Origin of the sequence: Leclercia sp. GLN_9, from assembly GCF_043105735.1 — a bacterium.
GTDB lineage: Bacteria > Pseudomonadota > Gammaproteobacteria > Enterobacterales > Enterobacteriaceae > Enterobacter > Enterobacter adecarboxylatus.
Genome location: NZ_JBICLV010000016.1, coordinates 15,018 through 33,976, shown reverse-complemented (window position 1 = coordinate 33,976; position 18,959 = coordinate 15,018). Strand labels below are relative to the sequence as shown.

The window sequence follows — 18,959 nt, the reverse complement described above, 5'->3', positions numbered from 1 at the left end:
TCTCGTATGCACATTTCTTCAGCGTTAGCCTTGTCACAAAACAACACTGAGAAATGGAGAATTCTATGGCACTGCCCATTATCCTCGATTGCGATCCGGGTCATGATGACGCGATAGCTCTCGTGCTTGCCCTCGCCTCGCCAGAGCTAGAAGTCAAAGCCGTTACCTCCTCTGCCGGTAACCAGACACCGGACAAAACCCTGCGTAATGTTCTGCGGATGCTGACGCTGTTAAAGCGCAGCGATATTCCGGTTGCCGGAGGCGCGGTTAAACCCCTGATGCGCGACCTGATCATTGCCGATAACGTCCACGGAGAAACCGGTCTTGATGGCCCCGCCCTGCCCGAGCCGGGTTTTGCCCCACAGAATTGCACCGCTGTAGAGCTGATGGCAAACGTGCTGCGCGAAAGCCCTGAACCGGTGACGCTGGTCGCAACCGGCCCGCAGACCAACGTCGCCCTGCTGCTGAACAGCCATCCTGAATTGCATGCAAAAATCGCCCGGATAGTGATCATGGGCGGCGCCATGGGGCTGGGGAACTGGACGCCAGCCGCGGAATTCAATATTTATGTCGATCCTGAAGCGGCAGAAATTGTCTTCCAGTCCGGCATTCCGGTGGTTATGGCCGGTCTTGACGTGACGCATCGGGCGCAGATTATGGCGGACGATATTGAGCGTTTTCGCGCCATCAATAACCCCGTAGCCCGGACCGTAGCGGAGCTGCTCGATTTCTTTATGGAGTATCACAAGACGGAGAAATGGGGTTTCCAGGGCGCGCCGCTGCACGATCCCTGCACCATCGCCTGGCTGTTGAAACCGGAGATATTCACTACCGCCAGACGCTGGGTCGGCGTAGAAACGCAGGGGAAATATACGCAGGGCATGACGGTGGTCGATTATTTCATGCTCAGTGGCAACGAACCCAACACCGACATCATGCTGGATATCGATCGCCAGGCCTTCGTTGATTTACTGGCAGAACGCCTCGCGTTTTATCAGTAGTAATCTGATGTCACCACGATGCATCATCGGACGCATCGTGGTGGTCTCTGTTAAGGTTCAAACGGGCGACGCTGGAACTGGTCATGACCGCATTTGGGGCACAATGGCAGGAGATCCGGGGTGTAAACGGCCAGATGGAAGTGACATTTTTCGCAGACCAGATTTCCCAGCCCAACGACCTCTCCACTGTGGTATACGCCATGATGGTTCAGATCCTGAAACACCTCACGCCACTCCAGCTGCGTTTTATCGGTGATATCTGCCAGCTCCTGCCACACACTCTCTTTAATCACCCGCATAAAGACGCTATCGGCAACCTCATCCTGGCTCTCCTCATAGCTACGGGCAAACTCTTCCAGATCGCGGCGAACCGCGCGGGTCACCTCTTCCACTTCGGTACGTGTTAACTCACCCGTCTGCATCACCCTCAGGCGAGCCTGGTCGACGAGCGCGTCAATATCCCGCTCACCATTACGCAGACGTTCGGTCAAGGTGGCGACCAGTTCACGGTAAAATTGAGCAACCTTGTTCATCATTTTCCTCCCGGGTAAGTAACTCTCTCTAATGATAGACCTTATTTGCGCCCCGCTTTGTCAGCTCATCCACACTCTGCGTAAATTCCTGCAAGAGCCTTTTCAGCTAAAGGCTGTTTTGACGCAGGCGTTTGGGCTATGCTATGCGGATCTGAAATACCACATCCTTTGGCTACGTTTGTAGCTGTAATAAACACAGGACCACTGGCTGCCATGCAAGAGCAATACCGCCCGGAAGAGATAGAATCGAAAGTCCAGCAACACTGGGACGAGAAGCGCACTTTTGAAGTCACCGAAGACGAGAGCAAAGAGAAGTATTACTGCCTGTCGATGCTTCCCTATCCTTCTGGCCGACTACACATGGGCCACGTGCGTAACTACACCATCGGTGATGTGATCGCCCGTTACCAGCGTATGCTGGGCAAAAACGTTCTGCAGCCGATCGGCTGGGATGCGTTTGGTCTGCCTGCGGAAGGTGCTGCGGTAAAAAACAATACTGCCCCTGCGCCCTGGACCTACGACAACATCGCCTACATGAAAAACCAGCTCAAGATGCTGGGCTTTGGCTATGACTGGAGCCGCGAACTGGCGACCTGTACCCCGGAATATTACCGCTGGGAACAGAAGTTCTTCACCGAGCTGTACAAAAAAGGGCTGGTCTACAAAAAAACATCCGCCGTTAACTGGTGCCCGAACGACCAGACCGTTCTGGCAAACGAACAGGTCATCGACGGCTGCTGCTGGCGCTGCGACACTAAAGTTGAGCGTAAAGAGATCCCACAGTGGTTTATCAAAATCACCGCTTACGCCGACGAACTGCTGAGCGATCTGGATAATCTGGATCACTGGCCAGATACCGTTAAAACCATGCAGCGCAACTGGATCGGCCGTTCTGAAGGGGTGGAAATCACCTTCAACGTGGAAAATTACGATCAGAAGCTGACCGTTTACACCACCCGCCCGGACACCTTCATGGGTGCCACCTACCTGGCCGTGGCGGCAGGTCACCCGCTGGCGCAGAAAGCGGCAGAGAACAATCCAGAACTGGCTGCCTTTATCGACGAATGCCGCAACACCAAAGTGGCCGAAGCCGACATGGCGACCATGGAGAAGAAAGGCGTTGCTACCGGTTTCTACGCCACGCACCCGCTGACTGGCGAAGCGATCCCTGTCTGGGCAGCCAACTTCGTGCTGATGGAGTACGGTACGGGCGCAGTCATGGCCGTTCCGGGTCACGACCAGCGCGACTACGAATTTGCCACTAAATACCACCTGGCGATCAAGCCAGTTATCCTCGCGGCAGACGGCTCTGAGCCGGACCTGTCCGAACAGGCGCTGACCGAAAAAGGCACCCTGTTCAACTCTGGCGAATTCAGCGGCCTGAGCTTCGAAGAGGGCTTCAACGCCATTGCCGACAAACTGGCCTCGCTGGGCGTTGGCGAGCGTAAAGTTAACTACCGTCTGCGCGACTGGGGTGTTTCCCGTCAGCGTTACTGGGGCGCACCAATTCCTATGGTCACCCTGGAAGATGGCACCGTCATGCCAACCCCGGAAGATCAGCTCCCGGTGATCCTGCCGGAAGATGTGGTCATGGATGGCATCACCAGCCCGATTAAAGCCGATCCTGAGTGGGCAAAAACCACCGTGAACGGCATGCCTGCGCTGCGTGAAACCGACACCTTCGACACCTTTATGGAGTCCTCCTGGTACTACGCGCGTTATACCTGCCCGCAGTATCAGGAAGGCATGCTGGATTCCGACGCGGCAAACTACTGGCTGCCGGTCGATATCTACATTGGCGGGATTGAACACGCCATCATGCACCTGCTCTACTTCCGCTTCTTCCATAAACTGATGCGCGACGCAGGCCTGGTGACCTCCAATGAACCTGCCAAACAGCTGCTGTGTCAGGGCATGGTGCTGGCAGATGCCTTCTATTACGTGGGCGCGAACGGCGAGCGTAACTGGGTCTCCCCGGTTGATGCCATCGTTGAGCGCGACGAGAAAGGCCGCATCGTTAAAGCGAAAGATGCCGCTGGCCATGAGCTGGTGTATACCGGCATGAGCAAAATGTCGAAGTCTAAAAACAACGGCATTGACCCGCAGGTGATGGTTGAGCGTTACGGTGCGGATACCGTGCGTCTGTTCATGATGTTTGCTTCTCCGGCGGATATGACCCTGGAGTGGCAAGAATCCGGCGTTGAAGGGGCTAACCGCTTCCTGAAACGTGTCTGGAAACTGGTTTACGAGCACACCTCCCAGGGCGCAGCACCTGCACTGGATACCGCGGCACTGACGGAAGATCAGCAAGCGCTGCGTCGTGATGTTCATAAAACTATTGCTAAAGTGACCGATGATATTGGTCGCCGTCAGACCTTCAATACCGCAATTGCGGCTATTATGGAATTGATGAACAAGCTGGCGAAAGCCCCGCAGGAAGGCGAGCAGGATCGTGCCTTGATGCGTGAAGCGCTGCTGGCGGTTGTCCGTATGCTGAACCCGTTCACCCCTCACGCCAGCTTTACGCTGTGGCAGGAGCTGAACGGTGAAGGCGATATCGATAATGCACCGTGGCCGGTGGCGGATGAATCCGCAATGGTGGAAAACACCACGCTGGTTGTTGTTCAGGTTAACGGTAAAGTGCGCGGTAAGATTACTGTTCCGGTTGATGCAACCGAAGAGCAGGTCCGCGAACGTGCCGGCCAGGAACATCTGGTGGCGAAGTATCTTGATGGCGTTACCGTACGTAAAGTGATCTACGTGCCCGGTAAACTGCTGAACCTGGTCGTTGGCTAAGCGCGGGAGGAAGCGTGCGACAACTGGCAACATTACTGTTATCGCTGGCGGTGTTAGTCACCGCCGGCTGTGGCTGGCACCTGCGTAATACCACACAGGTGCCGGAACAGATGAAAACGATGATTTTCGATTCGGGCGATCCTAATGGTCCGCTGAGCCGTGCCATTCGCAATCAGCTGCGTCTTAACGGCGTTGATCTGATCGAACAAGGAACGCTGCGCCAGGATATACCGTCATTCCGCGTATTAAGCTCTACCCTGAGCCAGGATACCGCGTCCATCTTCCAGGATGGCCGTACTGCGGAATACCAGATGGTGATGGAAGTCCATGCCGCGGTTCTGATCCCAGGTAGCGATATTTACCCTATCAGCACCAAGGTCTACCGTTCGTTCTTCGATAACCCGCAGACTGCGCTGGCGAAAGATGCTGAGCAGACCATTATCATTAACGAAATGTATGACAAGGCAGCGGAGCAGCTGATCCGTAAGCTGCCGAGCGTCCACACTGCTGAAAAAGAGAATGCCCTGAAAGCTCAGCCTGGTACTCAACCAGCGGCATCCTCACCACGCGTCTCCACGACGCTGGGTCAGTAATGCTCAGGTTGTACCCTGAACAACTCCGCGCGCAGCTCAATGAAGGGCTGCGCGCGGCGTATCTGCTTCTCGGAAACGATCCGCTGTTGCTGCAGGAGAGCCAGGATGCCGTACGTCAGCTTGCGGCGACCCAGGGCTTTGAGGAGCACCACAGTTTCACGCTGGATAACAGCACCGACTGGCAGGAGATTTTCTCCCTCTGTCAGGCGATGAGCCTGTTTGCCGCCCGGCAAACCCTGCTTATTCAGTTACCGGAAAACGGCCCTAATGCGGGCATCAACGAACAGCTGGCCACGCTGGTCAGTTTGCTGCATAGCGATCTTCTGCTGATTGTTCGCGGCAATAAACTCACCAAAGCCCAGGAAAATGCCGCCTGGTTTACTGCACTGGCAAACCATTCGGTGCTGGTGACCTGCCAGACCCCGGAGCAGGCCCACCTGCCAAAATGGGTCGCGGCCCGGGCTAAGCAGAACAATTTGCAACTGGATGACGCTGCGAATCAGCTGCTCTGTTACTGTTATGAAGGCAATCTGCTGGCTCTGGCCCAGGCCCTTGAGCGGCTGTCTCTGCTCTGGCCGGATGGCAAGCTGACCCTGCCGCGCGTCGAACAGGCGGTTAACGACGCCGCCCATTTCACCCCTTTCCACTGGGTCGATGCCCTGCTCTCTGCGAAGAGCAAGCGCGCCCTGCACATCCTGCAACAGCTGCGTCTTGAAGGCAGTGAGCCGGTGATCCTGCTCAGAACCCTGCAGCGTGAACTGCTGCTGCTCCTGACCCTGAAACGTCAGTCGGCGCACTCCCCCCTGCGTGCGCTGTTTGATAAACACCGGGTCTGGCAGAACCGTCGCGGCATGACCACCGAGGCCCTGAATCGCCTCAGCCCGGATCAGCTGCGCCAGGCCGTTCAACTGCTGACACGCACCGAGCTGACCCTGAAGCAGGATTACGGCCAGTCGATCTGGTCAGAGCTGGAAAGCCTCTCGCTGCTCCTGTGCCACAAAGCGCTGGCCGATATTTTTATAGAAGGTTGAGATGCACTCTCTACAGGCTCTGTTTGGTGGCACCTTTGATCCGATCCACTACGGGCATCTGAAACCGGTCGAAATTCTGGCAAACCAGATTGGCCTGCAGCGCGTCACTATTATGCCGAATAATGTGCCGCCGCACCGTCCACAGCCGGAGGCCAGCGCCGCACAGCGTAAAATGATGCTGGAACTGGCGATTGCCGATAAGCCGCTGTTTCAACTGGATGAGCGTGAGCTGCGCCGGGACAGCCCGTCGTATACCGCGCAGACGTTGCAGGAGTGGCGCGCCGAACAGGGGCCGGAGACACCGCTGGCCTTTATCATCGGCCAGGACTCGCTGCTCACGTTCCCGGGGTGGTATCAGTATCAAACGATCCTCGAAAATAGCCATGTGATCGTTTGTCGCCGCCCGGGCTATGCTCTGAGGATGAAAGAGGAGCAGCATCAGCAGTGGCTTGAGGCGCACCTGACGTATCAGGTTGAAGATCTGCATACCCTGCCTGCCGGTAAAATTTTCCTGGCGGAAACGCCGTGGTTTGATATTTCGGCCACGCTGATCCGCCAGCGTCTGCAACAGGGGCTGCCCTGCGATGAGATGTTACCCCTGCCGGTTTTGCGTTACATTCAACAGCAGGGTCTGTATCAGAAAAGCAGCAACTGACTGGGCGCCGGGAGAAAAAGCGCGCCATTCGCGCTCTCGCCATTGACACCCCCGTCCAGGCTGATATCCTCCGCTGCCAGACTTCCCGCCAGCACTGTTTTACAAAAACTGTTTTACAAAAATGGCGATGCAATCTCCGGCATAGGGTGGGATGATACCCGCCTTCGCAGGCCCGTGCGGTGACATTTGTCCCGACACTGCGGCCAGTTCAGGTATACTGACTGGCTACGAATTTACAGTTACTCAATCTCACTCTCCCAGGGGGAAAACTTGCAGGGTAAAGCACTCCAGGATTTTGTTATCGACAAAATTGATGACCTGAAAGGTCAGGACATCATCGCCATCGACGTTCAGGGCAAATCAAGCATCACCGATTGCATGATTATCTGCACCGGTACCTCCACTCGCCACGTTGCTTCTATCGCTGACCATGTTGTTCAGGAATCCCGCGCTGCCGGTATGCTGCCGCTGGGCGTAGAAGGCGAAGCTACCGCTGACTGGGTCGTCGTTGACCTTGGCGATGTGATTGTCCACGTCATGCAGGAAGAGAGCCGTCGCCTGTATGAGCTGGAAAAACTCTGGGGTTAATGCGTGAAGCTGCAACTGGTAGCCGTCGGCACAAAAATGCCCGATTGGGTACAAACAGGGTTTACCGAATATCTGCGTCGTTTTCCGAAAGATATGCCGTTTGAGCTGGTGGAGATCCCCGCCGGCAAACGCGGCAAAAACGCAGATATCAAACGCATTCTCGATAAAGAGGGTGAACTGATGCTGGCTGCCGCAGGCAAAAACCGCATCGTCACGCTCGATATTCCGGGCAAGCCCTGGGATACACCGCAGCTGGCGCATGAACTGGAGCGCTGGAAGCAGGACGGTCGCGACGTCAGCCTGTTAATTGGCGGTCCAGAGGGATTATCCTCCGCCTGCAAAGCGGCAGCAGAACAGAGTTGGTCTCTCTCCGCGCTGACGCTGCCCCACCCGCTGGTTCGGGTGTTGGTTGCTGAAAGTCTCTATCGCGCGTGGAGCATCACGACTAACCATCCTTATCACCGTGAGTAATGATGACATCCTGGATAAATTAAGCAGCGGATGAAACTACAGAATTCTTTTCGCGACTATACGGCTGAGTCCGCGCTGTTTGTGCGCCGGGCAGTGGTCGCCTTTTTGGGGATTTTGCTGCTGACTGGCGTGCTGATCGCCAACCTCTATAATCTGCAGATTGTCCGTTTTACCGATTACCAGACCCGCTCCAACGAAAACCGCATTAAACTCGTCCCTATCGCCCCAAGCCGCGGCATTATCTACGATCGCAACGGTACGCCACTGGCGTTGAACCGCACGATCTATCAGATTGAAATGATGCCAGAGAAGGTCGATAACGTGCAGCAGACGCTCGAAGCGCTGCGCAGCGTAGTCGATTTGAATGACGACGATATTGCCGCCTTCAAAAAAGAGCGCTCCCGCTCGCATCGCTTCACGTCGATACCGGTAAAAACCAACCTCACCGAGGTGCAGGTAGCCCGTTTCGCCGTGAACCAGTACCGCTTTCCCGGCGTAGAGGTCAAAGGCTACAAGCGCCGCTTCTACCCGTACGGCTCTGCCCTGACGCATGTCATCGGCTATGTCTCGAAAATCAACGATAAAGACGTCGACAGGCTGGACAAAGACGGCAAACTCGCCAACTACGCGGCGACGCACGATATTGGCAAGCTGGGCATTGAGCGCTATTACGAAGAGATTCTCCACGGCCAGACCGGGTATGAAGAGGTTGAAGTCAACAACCGTGGCAGAGTGATCCGTCAGCTGAAAGAGGTGCCACCTCAGGCCGGGCATGACATTTATCTCACCCTGGATCTCAAACTTCAGCAGTATATTGAAACCCTGCTGGCAGGCAGCCGCGCGGCGGTAATTGTGACCGACCCACGTACCGGCAGCATTCTGTCGCTGGTCTCGACGCCGAGCTACGACCCGAATCTGTTCGTCGATGGCATCTCCAGCAAGGACTATTCTGGCCTGCTCAACGACCCTAATACGCCGCTGATCAACCGCGCGACCCAGGGTGTTTATCCCCCGGCCTCGACGGTTAAACCTTATGTGGCCGTGTCGGCGCTCAGCACAGGTGTTATCACCCGTAATACCAGTCTCTTCGACCCGGGTTGGTGGCAGTTGCCTGGCTCGGAAAAACGCTACCGCGACTGGAAGAAGTGGGGCCACGGCCATCTGAACGTCACCAAATCGCTGGAGGAGTCGGCGGATACCTTCTTCTACCAGGTAGCCTATGACATGGGCATTGACCGTCTGTCGGAATGGATGGGCAAATTTGGCTACGGCCACTATACCGGTATCGACCTGTCAGAAGAGCGTTCCGGTAACATGCCAACCCGGGAATGGAAGCAGAAGCGCTTTAAAAAACCGTGGTATCAGGGTGACACAATTCCGGTAGGGATCGGTCAGGGCTACTGGACCGCCACCCCCATCCAGATGAGCAAAGCGCTGATGATCCTTATCAACGACGGGGTGGTAAAAGTGCCGCACCTGCTGATGAGCACCGTTGAAGACGGCAAAAAAGTGCCCTGGGCGCAGCCGCACGAGCCGCCAGTGGGCGATATCCATTCCGGTTACTGGGAAATCGCCAAAGACGGGATGTATGGCGTAGCCAACCGTGCAAACGGTACGGCACACAAATACTTTGCCGGCGCGCCCTATAAAATCGCGGCAAAATCCGGTACCGCCCAGGTGTTTGGCCTGAAAGCCAATGAAACCTATAACGCGCATAAAATTGCTGAACGTCTGCGTGACCATAAGCTGATGATTGCGTTTGCACCATACGAAAACCCGCAGGTCGCCGTGTCGATTATTCTGGAAAACGGCGGTGCAGGCCCGGCGGTCGGTACCATCATGCGCCAGATCCTTGACCACCTCATGCTGGGTGACAACAACACTGACTTGCCGAGTGAAAACCCGGCTACCGCCGGCGCGGAGGACCAATAATCGTGACGGATAATCCGAATAAAAAATCGCTGTGGGACAAGATCCACATCGACCCGGCCATGCTGCTGATCCTGCTGGCGCTGCTGGTTTACAGTGCCCTGGTTATCTGGAGCGCCAGCGGCCAGGATCTCGGCATGACGGAGCGTAAGATCGGCCAGATCACCATGGGTCTGGTCGTCATGGTGGTGATGGCGCAGATCCCACCCCGCGTGTACGAAGGCTGGGCACCCTATCTCTATATCTTCTGCATCATTCTCCTGGTTGCGGTAGACGCCTTTGGTGCCATCTCGAAAGGTGCGCAGCGCTGGCTCGACCTCGGCATCGTCCGTTTCCAGCCCTCGGAGATTGCGAAAATCGCCGTTCCACTGATGGTGGCGCGCTTCATCAACCGTGATGTCTGCCCACCGTCGCTGAAAAACACCGCTATCGCACTGGTGCTGATCTTCCTGCCTACGCTGCTGGTGGCCGCGCAGCCGGACCTCGGGACCTCGATTCTGATCGCCCTCTCCGGCCTGTTCGTTCTGTTCCTCTCTGGGCTGAGCTGGCGACTTATCGGGATTGCCGTGGTATTAGTGGCGGCCTTTATACCGATTCTGTGGTTCTTCCTGATGCACGATTATCAGCGCCAGCGCGTAATGATGTTGTTGGATCCAGAGAGCGACCCGCTCGGAGCAGGCTATCATATTATACAGTCGAAGATTGCAATCGGCTCTGGCGGCCTGCGCGGCAAAGGCTGGCTGCACGGTACGCAGTCGCAGCTTGAGTTTCTGCCCGAACGCCATACCGACTTTATCTTTGCGGTTCTGGCTGAAGAGTTAGGGCTGGTCGGAATTTTAATCCTGCTCGCGCTGTACCTGCTGTTAATCATGCGCGGATTGTGGATTGCCGCCCGGGCACAAACCACCTTTGGCCGCGTTATGGCCGGTGGCTTGATGTTGATTTTATTCGTTTATGTTTTCGTAAATATTGGTATGGTGAGCGGTATTCTGCCGGTGGTAGGCGTACCGCTTCCGCTGGTGAGTTACGGAGGCTCGGCCCTGATCGTTCTGATGGCCGGGTTCGGGATCGTCATGTCGATCCACACACACAGAAAAATGTTGTCAAAAAGCGTATAAGGGGCACGCAATGCGTAAGCAGTGGTCTGGGATCTGCATCGCAGTGAGTTTACTGGCAGCCTGTACAAGTGACGATGGTCAGCAGCAAGCGACCGTCGCACCGCCGCAGCCGGCAGTATGTAATGGTCCGGTGGTTGAGATCAGCGGAGCCGATCCGCGTTTTGAACCCCTGAGCGCCACGGCTAATCAGGATTACGAGCGCGACGGAAAAAGCTACAAAATTGTTCAGGATCCTTCCCGCTTTAGTCAGGCTGGTCTGGCGGCTATTTATGACGCCGAGCCGGGAAGCAACCTGACCGCAAGCGGTGAAGCGTTCGATCCTATGCAGCTCACCGCTGCGCACCCGACGCTGCCGATCCCAAGCTACGCGCGTATCACCAACCTGGCGAATGGCCGAATGATTGTGGTACGTATCAACGATCGTGGCCCTTACGGCAATGACCGCGCGATCTCGCTGTCACGCGCCGCGGCCGACCGTCTGAATACCTCCAACAACACAAAAGTGCGTATCGACCCGATTATTGTTGCTCAGGACGGTTCGCTCTCCGGCCCCGGTATGGCCTGTACCACCGTGGCTAAACAGACTTATGCCCTGCCCGCACGTCCCGATTTGAGTGGCGGTATGGGCAGCGCGTCGTCCGTTTCTGAACCTGCGCCGCAGGGTGACGTACATGCCATCAGTAACGACACGCTGAAAAGCGAAGACACTATGGGCGCACCGGTCAGCAGCGGTGGTTTCCTTGGCGCGCCTACTACCCTCGCCTCCGGCGTGCTGGAAGGCAGCGAACCGCCTGCACCTCAGCCAGTCGTCACCGCGCCGGTGAACCAGACGGCACCGGTCACAGCACCTGTATCTGCTCCGACTCAGGCTCCGGTTACGGCACCTGGTTCTGCTCAGACTCCGGTTACGGCGCCTGTTTCCGCACCCGCACAGGCAGGCGGTTATGTTGTTCAGGTTGGCGCGGTCAGCGATCAGGCCCGTGCCCAACAGTATCAGCAGCGCCTCGGCCAGCAGTTTGCCGTGCCGGGCCGCGTAGAGCAAAATGGTGCGGTATGGCGTATTCAGCTCGGCCCGTTTGCCAGTAAATCTGAGGCCGCAGCCTTGCAGCAACGTCTGCAGAATGAAGCGCAGTTACAGTCATTTATCGCTGTTGCAAAATGATTAATAGGCGGTATCCGAATTGTCAGTTTTTGTCATGATGATTCACACTCTCATGCTTAAAGTCGGATGCCTGCCTGTATAGCATTTGCTATAGTAAGGCACTTTTTTTAATTCCATCACGGATGTCGTTTTTCTGACCATGAAGACCACTTTCTCCGCTCGTTTTATGCAGCGCATGGCGCTCACTACGGCGCTTTGTGCAGCCACGCTCTCTGTTGCTCACGCCGATGACCTGAATATCAAGACCATGATCCCGGGCGTTCCGCAGATCGACGCGGAATCCTACATCCTGATCGATTACAACTCCGGTAAGGTGTTGGCTGAACAGAATGCTGACGCACGACGCGATCCGGCCAGTCTGACTAAAATGATGACCAGCTACGTCATCGGTCAGGCCATGAAAGCAGGTAAATTCAAAGAAACCGACCTGGTAACCATCGGTAACGATGCGTGGGCCACCGGCAACCCGGTATTTAAAGGGTCATCCTTGATGTTCCTGAAACCCGGCATGCAGGTTCCCGTCTCCCAGCTGATCCGTGGCATCAACCTCCAGTCCGGTAACGATGCCTGCGTGGCGATGGCAGACTTTGCCGCCGGCAGCCAGGACGCTTTTGTTGGCCTGATGAACAGCTACGTTTCCGCACTGGGTCTGAAAAACAGCCACTTCCAGACCGTACACGGCCTGGATGCTGACGGTCAGTACTCCTCTGCGCGCGATATGGCGCTGATTGGCCAGGCGCTGATCCGTGACGTACCGAACGAATACACCATCTATAAAGAGAAAGAATTTACCTTTAACGGTATCCGTCAGACCAACCGTAACGGCCTGCTGTGGGATAACAGCCTGAACGTTGACGGCATCAAAACCGGGCATACCGATAAAGCCGGTTACAACCTGGTGGCTTCTGCCACTGAAGGCCAGATGCGTCTGATCTCTGCGGTAATGGGTGGTCGTACTTTCAAAGGGCGTGAAACCGAGAGCAAGAAGCTGCTGACCTGGGGCTTCCGCTTCTTCGAAACGGTAAACCCACTGAAAGCGGGCAAAGAATTCGCCTCTGAACCGGTCTGGTTTGGTGATAACGACCGCGCCTCTCTGGGCGTCGATAAAGATCTCTACCTGACCATCCCACGCGGTCGCATGAAAGATCTGAAAGCCAGCTATGTGCTGACCGCCAGCGAACTGCACGCTCCGCTGAAGAAAAATCAGGTTGTGGGCACCATCAACTTCCAGCTTGATGGCAAAACCATCGACCAGCGTCCGCTGGTGGTGTTGGATGAAATCCCGGAAGGCAATTTCTTTGGCAAAATCATTGATTACATTAAATTGATGTTCCATCACTGGTTTGGTTAAAAATTGAACACTTGAAAGTGTGATTTCCATCCCCATATACTATGTAACCTGATAACTCCCACCCGACGTGGGAGTTATTCTTTTTTTGACGTACTGCCGGAGTTGACATGAAAACCAAACTTAACGAACTGCTTGAATTCCCTACTCCTTTTACTTACAAAGTAATGGGGCAGGCGTTGCCTGAGCTGGTTGATCAGGTGGTTGAAGTGGTACAGCGCCATGCGCCAGGCGACTACTCTCCGACGGTGAAACCAAGCAGCAAAGGCAACTACCATTCCGTGTCTATCACCATCACGGCGACGCATATCGAACAAGTTGAGACGCTCTACGAAGAGCTGGGTAACATCGATATCGTTCGCATGGTGCTGTAACACCTTTCGGTTACCCGCATCGCCGGGTAACCTGTTTCTCCTCTGTGATATACTCCCCGCTACAGTTTGTCCCTTCGTTCGGAGATATCGTTTTGTACCAGGATACCATTCTCGTCCGCCAGCTTGGGCTGCAGCCCTATGAACCTGTCTCCCAGGCTATGCATGATTTCACTGACACACGCGACGAGAACACGCCGGATGAGATCTGGCTGGTAGAGCATCTACCGGTGTTTACCCAGGGTCAGGCCGGAAAAGCGGAGCATCTGTTAATGCCCGGCGATATCCCGGTTATCCAGAGCGATCGTGGGGGCCAGATCACCTACCACGGGCCGGGACAACAGGTCATGTATGTCCTGCTTAACCTGAAGCGCAGAAAGCTCGGGGTACGCGAACTGGTGACGCTGCTTGAACAAACGGTAGTCAATACGCTGGCGGAATTTGATATTGATGCGCACCCGCGGGCAGATGCACCCGGCGTCTATGTTGGCGAAATGAAAATATGTTCTCTTGGTCTGCGGATTCGTAAAGGGTGCTCTTTCCACGGCCTTGCTTTGAATATCAATATGGATCTTTCACCTTTCCAGCGGATCAATCCTTGCGGTTATGCGGGTATGGAAATGGCCCAAATGCGCCAGTGGGTAGAGAACATTACACCGGAAATTGCACGTCCGCATTTGCTTAATGCTTTTTTAGCGCTGCTAAACAATCCACCCCATAAATATATTACTGCTTAATTATCCCGGCAATTTGGCTCATTATTTGATGAGCCATTCTTATTTCAAGGCTTTAAGCTTTACAACAATCCGTACTTTCTATATTTTCAAAATACCTGCAACGCGCTTGCGTATTAGCATTTACCCGTTATCTACTCAGCCAGGGCCAACCGACTGGTATGAATATCGCCTGCGCAAAAATTAGACAAGATGATGAATTTACTTAGAAATGTTGATTATCAAAACTAGTTTAACCACAACAATAAGCACATTATTTAAATTCAACTATTATTTATATTGTGAATAATTAGGGAGAGATCGCGTGGATAATAATAATTCACCAGATAAGCGCTTGAGTGATCCTGGCAGTGAAACAAAACCACAGGTTTTTCGGACTTTACGCAATATTGACCTTAATTTATTGACGATTTTTGAGGCCGTGTATGTCCACAAAGGGATCGTCAATGCTGCGAAAATTCTGAATCTCACTCCCTCAGCAATAAGTCAGTCCATCCAAAAATTACGCTCAATTTTCCCCGATCCGCTGTTCATACGTAAAGGCCAGGGCGTGACGCCGACCGCCTACGCCACGCATCTGCATGAATATATAAGCCAGGGTCTGGAGTCAATTCTTGGGGCGCTGGATTTAACCGGCACCTATGATAAGCAACGCACCATCACTATTGGTACTACCCCGACCGTAGGCGCGCTGGTTTTGCCGCAGATTTACCAGGCCGTGAGAACCCATGCCCCGCATCTGATGCTGCGCAATATTTCGGTCAATGATGCCGAAACCCAGCTAGGCCAGTTTCAGACCGACCTGATCGTGGACAGCAACGCCCTGAATGCCCGCGCCCTAAGCCACAACGTGCTGTTCGCTGACAAACTTCTACTGATCTGCCGTAAAAACCATCCGGCGCTAAGCCAGGCAGCCACGGTAGATAATCTGGGGAACTACGAACAAACGTTGCTAATGCTAGAGGGCCAAAACCTCAACGGATTACGCCAACTATCAACGACATTTTCCCTGAACGTCTGGTGCACTTCAGCAGTTACAATCTCTTTACGATTGCCGCCCTGATCGGCAGCAGCGATCTGATTGGCATCATCCCCGAGCGCCTGTTTAATCTGGTACGTCACTGCTGGCCGCTGGAACAGATCCCCTTCGCCCCGCTCAATGCCGAATGCGTTGAAATCTCGCTGTATTACAACAAACTGAGCCTGCGCGATCCGGTGCTAGAAAATTTGATAAACGTCATCCGCCAGGCCTTCTGATCAGGGGGTATTTCCCTTAAAGCCGCGCAGCCCCACATAAAAGGCACTAAACAACAACTATTTTACAATTTGGCGACCGGGCAGGCTGCTTTATCGTCCGTATCAATGATATACTGCCTGTCGTTCGTTCAAAAATAGTTGATAAATACAACATTCCCTTGAATTGAAACGCTTTCCTTCGATTTTCGCAACTGGAAGACGCACGCTATGAGTAAACCCATTGTGATGGAACGCGGTGTTAAATACCGTGATGCCGATAAAATGGCCCTAATCCCGGTTAAAAACGTGGCTACGGAGCGCGAAGCGCTGTTAAGAAAACCGGCCTGGATGAAGATTAAACTTCCGGCGGACTCTTCGCGTATTCAGGGAATTAAAGCAGCGATGCGCAAAAACGGTCTTCACTCCGTTTGCGAAGAGGCCTCCTGCCCGAACCTTGCTGAATGTTTTAACCACGGCACTGCGACTTTCATGATCCTCGGCGCGATTTGTACCCGCCGCTGCCCATTCTGTGACGTTGCCCACGGTCGCCCTGTTACGCCTGACGCTAACGAACCACAGAAACTGGCACAGACTATTGCTGACATGGCCCTGCGCTATGTGGTTATCACCTCTGTTGACCGCGACGATCTGCGCGACGGTGGTGCCCAGCACTTTGCTGACTGTATCTCTGCCATTCGTGAAAAGAGCCCGTCCATCAAAATCGAGACGCTGGTTCCCGACTTCCGTGGCCGTATGGATCGCGCGCTGGATATCCTCAACGCCACGCCACCAGACGTGTTTAACCACAACCTGGAAAACGTACCGCGTCTCTATCGTCAGGTTCGTCCGGGCGCCGATTACAACTGGTCTCTGAAACTGCTGGAGCGTTTTAAAGAAGCGCATCCTGAGATCCCAACCAAATCTGGCCTGATGGTGGGTCTGGGTGAAACCAACGAAGAGATCATTGAAGTCATGCGCGACCTGCGTCGCCATGGCGTCACCATGCTGACGCTGGGCCAGTATCTGCAGCCAAGCCGTCACCACCTGCCGGTGCAGCGCTACGTAAGCCCTGAAGAGTTTGACGAAATGAAAGCTGAAGCGATGGCGATGGGCTTCACCCATGCAGCCTGCGGCCCGTTCGTTCGTTCGTCCTATCACGCCGATATGCAGGCGAAAGGCGAAGAAGTGAAGTAAACCCGTCACAAACGTTTACAGTTCACCCATAAAAAAACCGGCTTTAGCCGGTTTTTTTCTATCGCAAGCCATTAAGGCGTAGCCGTTACTCTTTGTGGGAGAGTTTTTCGGCAGTGATATCCGCATCAGCGCTTTTCTTCGCCATAGCGTCATCGTCGTTCATCGCCTTTTTAAAGCCTTTGATAGCAGCACCCAGGTCTCCGCCCAGCGTACGTAATTTCTTGGTACCAAACAGCAGGACAACCAGCGCGGCTACCACCAGCAGTTTGGTAATACTAATCTCACCCATAGATACCTTCTTGACGTAAACAGGCTGCGTTTCGCGCCTTAAAAACCCGACCTTATTAACGGTCATTTGACGCCCGCACACAATAGCAATCTGTAACAAGGTGAATCAAGCGTTGTTTAAAAAACGTCACAACAATTGCGGGGGCGCGAAGCGTCGGTTGCGTAGCACCGGCAACTGCTGACGCGCCAGCGTAATGCGCTGCTGGCTGATCTCCGCTATTAACAGGGCTGGCCCTTCTGCCGCGGCCGCAATGGTTACGCCAAGGGGGTCGATAATGCGGCTCTGACCGATATTCTTGTTACCACACTCCCCTGCTGCCACCACATAGCAGGTGGTATCCAGCGCCCTGGCTGCCAGCAGCGTTGACCAGTGGTGCTCCTTGAGCGGCCCCCTGACCCATGCCGCAGGCAGAACCAAAACCTCTGCTCCCGCCAGCGCCAGATTCAACGCCATCTCCGGGAAGCGCAAATCGTAGCAGGTCATCAACCCCAGACGGATACCCTCAATTTCAATCAGCGGCGGCACTCTCGTTCCCGCATCCACCAGCCTGGATTCCTGAATATTGAACGCATCGTAAAGATGCAGCTTGGCATACTGCTCAACGATCCTGCCGCCACGCAGGGCGACGAGGGTATTGATCGCCCTGCCCGCGGTGGAGGGGACATGCACCGTCAGCACCGTAGTCAGTTCATTACGGGCGCTCTCTGCCAGTAGCATCGTCAAAAAGCCGCCGTCCAGCGGCTGGGCCGACTTTACGGACAGGTCGGGATCGTTATCATCGCGGGCGAGTAACGCTTCGGGCAGCACCAGCAGCGATGCCCCCTGCGCGGCCGCCTGTGCCATCAGCGAAACGCAAGTTTCGGCATTTTTTTGCCAGTTCGCCGTTACTGCAAATTGTCCAACCGCAACGTACATATTTTCCCCTTGCCGCAAACGGCGTTACACTCTGGATCCTTACACATCAAATAGCAGGTATTGTTCGTGTTTCAACTTCTTTTAGCCGTTTTTATCGGCGGGGGCACAGGAAGCGTGGCGCGCTGGTTGTTGAGCATGCGGTTTAACCCTCTGCATCAGCAAATCCCGTTCGGAACGCTAACGGCCAACCTTATCGGTGCCTTTATCATTGGGCTGGGGCTGGCGTGGTTCAACCGCATGCCCCATCTCGATCCGGTGTGGAAGCTGCTGATCACCACCGGCTTTTGCGGCGGATTGACGACCTTCTCGACGTTCTCGGCCGAGGTGGTGTTTTTGTTGCAGGATGGACGGGCAGCCTGGGCGCTGCTGAACATTGCGGTCAATCTTCTGGGTTCGTTAATGATGACCGCGCTCGCATTTTGGTTAATCTCTGCGGTAAATGCTCACTAAAAGAGACGACCTTAATGTTGGCTTAATTTTTCTCGGGCACCCTGTCAGTACATACACTGAGGGTGCCGCAATGAAAGAGAAAATAACAAATGTGGGGATGGTTGTACTGAGCATGGCAATCGTTGTCAGTTTTTTGCGGCTGTACCTGCTCAGCTAAGCCAGAACGAAAAAAACCCGCTCAGGGAGCGGGTTTTGAAATTCTTGCTGGTCTCGTCTGAATTACAGAGCGATGACGTTAGCAGCAGAAGGGCCTTTGGCACCGTTAGTGATTTCAAACTCAACGCGCTGACCTTCAGCCAGGGTTTTGAAACCATTGCTCTGGATTGCAGAGAAGTGTACGAACACGTCTTTGCTGCCATCTTCCGGAGTAATGAAACCGAATCCTTTGGATTCATTAAACCACTTAACGTTACCTTTAATCTTAGACATCAAAATTACCTTTACATGAAAATTGGACACAAATGCTGTGTCGGGTATCAGTACAACAATTGTGAGCGGTTTTGTCCAGCGCCTTTTTGAAGAAAAGTGACAAAAGTCGCGTTAAT

General features: G+C 54.4%; 19 protein-coding genes and 1 pseudogene. 16 read left to right on the top strand and 4 right to left on the bottom strand.

The features are described 5' to 3' along the window. Positions 1-65: 65 nt before the first annotated feature. On the top strand, positions 66-1,001 hold the full coding sequence (rihA, locus tag ACF8PE_RS10060; RefSeq protein WP_392494812.1) for a pyrimidine-specific ribonucleoside hydrolase RihA: 936 nt from the start codon (positions 66-68) through the stop codon (positions 999-1,001). Between the two features lie 50 nt (positions 1,002-1,051). Here rihA and ACF8PE_RS10055 read toward each other — a convergent pair whose 3' ends face one another. Next, positions 1,052-1,534 (bottom strand): zinc ribbon-containing protein, encoded by a 483-nt coding sequence (locus tag ACF8PE_RS10055; RefSeq protein WP_032617044.1) that lies wholly within the window; start codon positions 1,532-1,534, stop codon positions 1,052-1,054. A 213-nt stretch (positions 1,535-1,747) separates the two neighbouring features. Here ACF8PE_RS10055 and leuS point away from each other — a divergent pair, with 213 nt between their 5' ends. The 14 genes and pseudogenes from leuS (at position 1,748) to lipA (ending at position 16,760) form a co-directional block, all read left to right on the top strand. Continuing rightward, positions 1,748-4,330: a leucine--tRNA ligase gene (leuS, locus tag ACF8PE_RS10050; RefSeq protein ID WP_032617033.1), complete on the top strand. Its 2,583-nt coding sequence runs from the start codon at positions 1,748-1,750 to the stop codon at positions 4,328-4,330. Positions 4,331-4,344: 14 nt separating this feature from the next. Then, positions 4,345-4,923, top strand: a complete 579-nt coding sequence (lptE, locus tag ACF8PE_RS10045) for an LPS assembly lipoprotein LptE (protein WP_032617032.1) — start codon at positions 4,345-4,347, stop codon at positions 4,921-4,923. After that, positions 4,923-5,954, top strand: a complete 1,032-nt coding sequence (gene holA / locus ACF8PE_RS10040) for a DNA polymerase III subunit delta (protein ID WP_032617031.1) — start codon at positions 4,923-4,925, stop codon at positions 5,952-5,954. The genes lptE and holA overlap by 1 nt, the downstream gene beginning before the upstream one ends. Position 5,955: 1 nt before the next feature. Beyond that, a complete protein-coding gene (nadD, locus tag ACF8PE_RS10035; RefSeq protein WP_103791903.1) occupies positions 5,956-6,609 on the top strand; it encodes a nicotinate-nucleotide adenylyltransferase in 654 nt (217 codons plus the stop codon). A gap of 270 nt (positions 6,610-6,879) precedes the next feature. Further along, positions 6,880-7,197 (top strand): ribosome silencing factor, encoded by a 318-nt coding sequence (gene rsfS, locus ACF8PE_RS10030; protein ID WP_032617029.1) that lies wholly within the window; start codon positions 6,880-6,882, stop codon positions 7,195-7,197. 3 nt (positions 7,198-7,200) lie between these two features. Then, positions 7,201-7,668 (top strand): 23S rRNA (pseudouridine(1915)-N(3))-methyltransferase RlmH, encoded by a 468-nt coding sequence (gene rlmH, locus ACF8PE_RS10025; protein ID WP_064325297.1) that lies wholly within the window; start codon positions 7,201-7,203, stop codon positions 7,666-7,668. Between the two features lie 30 nt (positions 7,669-7,698). Beyond that, on the top strand, positions 7,699-9,600 hold the full coding sequence (gene mrdA / locus ACF8PE_RS10020) for a peptidoglycan DD-transpeptidase MrdA (RefSeq protein ID WP_032617028.1): 1,902 nt from the start codon (positions 7,699-7,701) through the stop codon (positions 9,598-9,600). Between the two features lie 2 nt (positions 9,601-9,602). Further along, the gene (mrdB, locus tag ACF8PE_RS10015; protein WP_032617027.1) at positions 9,603-10,715 is read left to right on the top strand and encodes a peptidoglycan glycosyltransferase MrdB; all 1,113 of its coding nucleotides are present in this window, start codon (positions 9,603-9,605) and stop codon (positions 10,713-10,715) included. 10 nt (positions 10,716-10,725) lie between these two features. Further along, positions 10,726-11,877, top strand: a complete 1,152-nt coding sequence (gene rlpA / locus ACF8PE_RS10010) for an endolytic peptidoglycan transglycosylase RlpA (RefSeq protein ID WP_032617025.1) — start codon at positions 10,726-10,728, stop codon at positions 11,875-11,877. 139 nt (positions 11,878-12,016) lie between these two features. Next, positions 12,017-13,228, top strand: coding sequence for a D-alanyl-D-alanine carboxypeptidase DacA (gene dacA / locus ACF8PE_RS10005; protein WP_032617024.1), 1,212 nt, complete (start codon positions 12,017-12,019; stop codon positions 13,226-13,228). 107 nt (positions 13,229-13,335) lie between these two features. Then, a complete protein-coding gene (gene ybeD, locus ACF8PE_RS10000; protein WP_003022706.1) occupies positions 13,336-13,599 on the top strand; it encodes a DUF493 family protein YbeD in 264 nt (87 codons plus the stop codon). Between the two features lie 92 nt (positions 13,600-13,691). Further along, a complete protein-coding gene (gene lipB, locus ACF8PE_RS09995; RefSeq protein WP_144839794.1) occupies positions 13,692-14,333 on the top strand; it encodes a lipoyl(octanoyl) transferase LipB in 642 nt (213 codons plus the stop codon). 301 nt (positions 14,334-14,634) lie between these two features. Continuing rightward, positions 14,635-15,587, top strand: a pseudogene (locus ACF8PE_RS09990) (YbeF family transcriptional regulator). A 207-nt stretch (positions 15,588-15,794) separates the two neighbouring features. Continuing rightward, complete coding sequence (gene lipA, locus ACF8PE_RS09985) at positions 15,795-16,760, top strand: lipoyl synthase (protein ID WP_032617021.1); 966 nt, start codon at positions 15,795-15,797, stop codon at positions 16,758-16,760. 85 nt (positions 16,761-16,845) lie between these two features. On the opposite strand, the gene tatE is transcribed toward lipA, so the two are convergent. Both tatE and ACF8PE_RS09975 read right to left on the bottom strand, forming a co-directional pair. Beyond that, on the bottom strand, positions 16,846-17,049 hold the full coding sequence (tatE, locus tag ACF8PE_RS09980; protein WP_059308519.1) for a twin-arginine translocase subunit TatE: 204 nt from the start codon (positions 17,047-17,049) through the stop codon (positions 16,846-16,848). Positions 17,050-17,175: 126 nt separating this feature from the next. Next, positions 17,176-17,964 (bottom strand): deaminated glutathione amidase, encoded by a 789-nt coding sequence (locus ACF8PE_RS09975; protein ID WP_077226191.1) that lies wholly within the window; start codon positions 17,962-17,964, stop codon positions 17,176-17,178. A 66-nt stretch (positions 17,965-18,030) separates the two neighbouring features. On the opposite strand from ACF8PE_RS09975, the gene crcB reads away from it, so the two are divergent. Beyond that, positions 18,031-18,414: a fluoride efflux transporter CrcB gene (gene crcB / locus ACF8PE_RS09970; RefSeq protein ID WP_032617018.1), complete on the top strand. Its 384-nt coding sequence runs from the start codon at positions 18,031-18,033 to the stop codon at positions 18,412-18,414. 219 nt (positions 18,415-18,633) lie between these two features. Here the strand turns inward: crcB and cspE are convergent, their stop codons facing one another. After that, positions 18,634-18,843, bottom strand: coding sequence for a transcription antiterminator/RNA stability regulator CspE (gene cspE / locus ACF8PE_RS09965; RefSeq protein WP_002439184.1), 210 nt, complete (start codon positions 18,841-18,843; stop codon positions 18,634-18,636). Positions 18,844-18,959 lie beyond the last annotated feature (116 nt).

Coding starts and splice junctions, on each gene's coding strand:
- rihA (WP_392494812.1), top strand. CDS start 66: ATGGCACTGCCCATTATCCTCGATTGCGATCCGGGTCATGATGACGCG.
- ACF8PE_RS10055 (WP_032617044.1), bottom strand. CDS start 1,534: ATGAACAAGGTTGCTCAATTTTACCGTGAACTGGTCGCCACCTTGACC.
- leuS (WP_032617033.1), top strand. CDS start 1,748: ATGCAAGAGCAATACCGCCCGGAAGAGATAGAATCGAAAGTCCAGCAA.
- holA (WP_032617031.1), top strand. CDS start 4,923: ATGCTCAGGTTGTACCCTGAACAACTCCGCGCGCAGCTCAATGAAGGG.
- nadD (WP_103791903.1), top strand. CDS start 5,956: ATGCACTCTCTACAGGCTCTGTTTGGTGGCACCTTTGATCCGATCCAC.
- mrdA (WP_032617028.1), top strand. CDS start 7,699: ATGAAACTACAGAATTCTTTTCGCGACTATACGGCTGAGTCCGCGCTG.
- rlpA (WP_032617025.1), top strand. CDS start 10,726: ATGCGTAAGCAGTGGTCTGGGATCTGCATCGCAGTGAGTTTACTGGCA.
- dacA (WP_032617024.1), top strand. CDS start 12,017: ATGAAGACCACTTTCTCCGCTCGTTTTATGCAGCGCATGGCGCTCACT.
- ybeD (WP_003022706.1), top strand. CDS start 13,336: ATGAAAACCAAACTTAACGAACTGCTTGAATTCCCTACTCCTTTTACT.
- lipA (WP_032617021.1), top strand. CDS start 15,795: ATGAGTAAACCCATTGTGATGGAACGCGGTGTTAAATACCGTGATGCC.
- tatE (WP_059308519.1), bottom strand. CDS start 17,049: ATGGGTGAGATTAGTATTACCAAACTGCTGGTGGTAGCCGCGCTGGTT.
- ACF8PE_RS09975 (WP_077226191.1), bottom strand. CDS start 17,964: ATGTACGTTGCGGTTGGACAATTTGCAGTAACGGCGAACTGGCAAAAA.
- cspE (WP_002439184.1), bottom strand. CDS start 18,843: ATGTCTAAGATTAAAGGTAACGTTAAGTGGTTTAATGAATCCAAAGGA.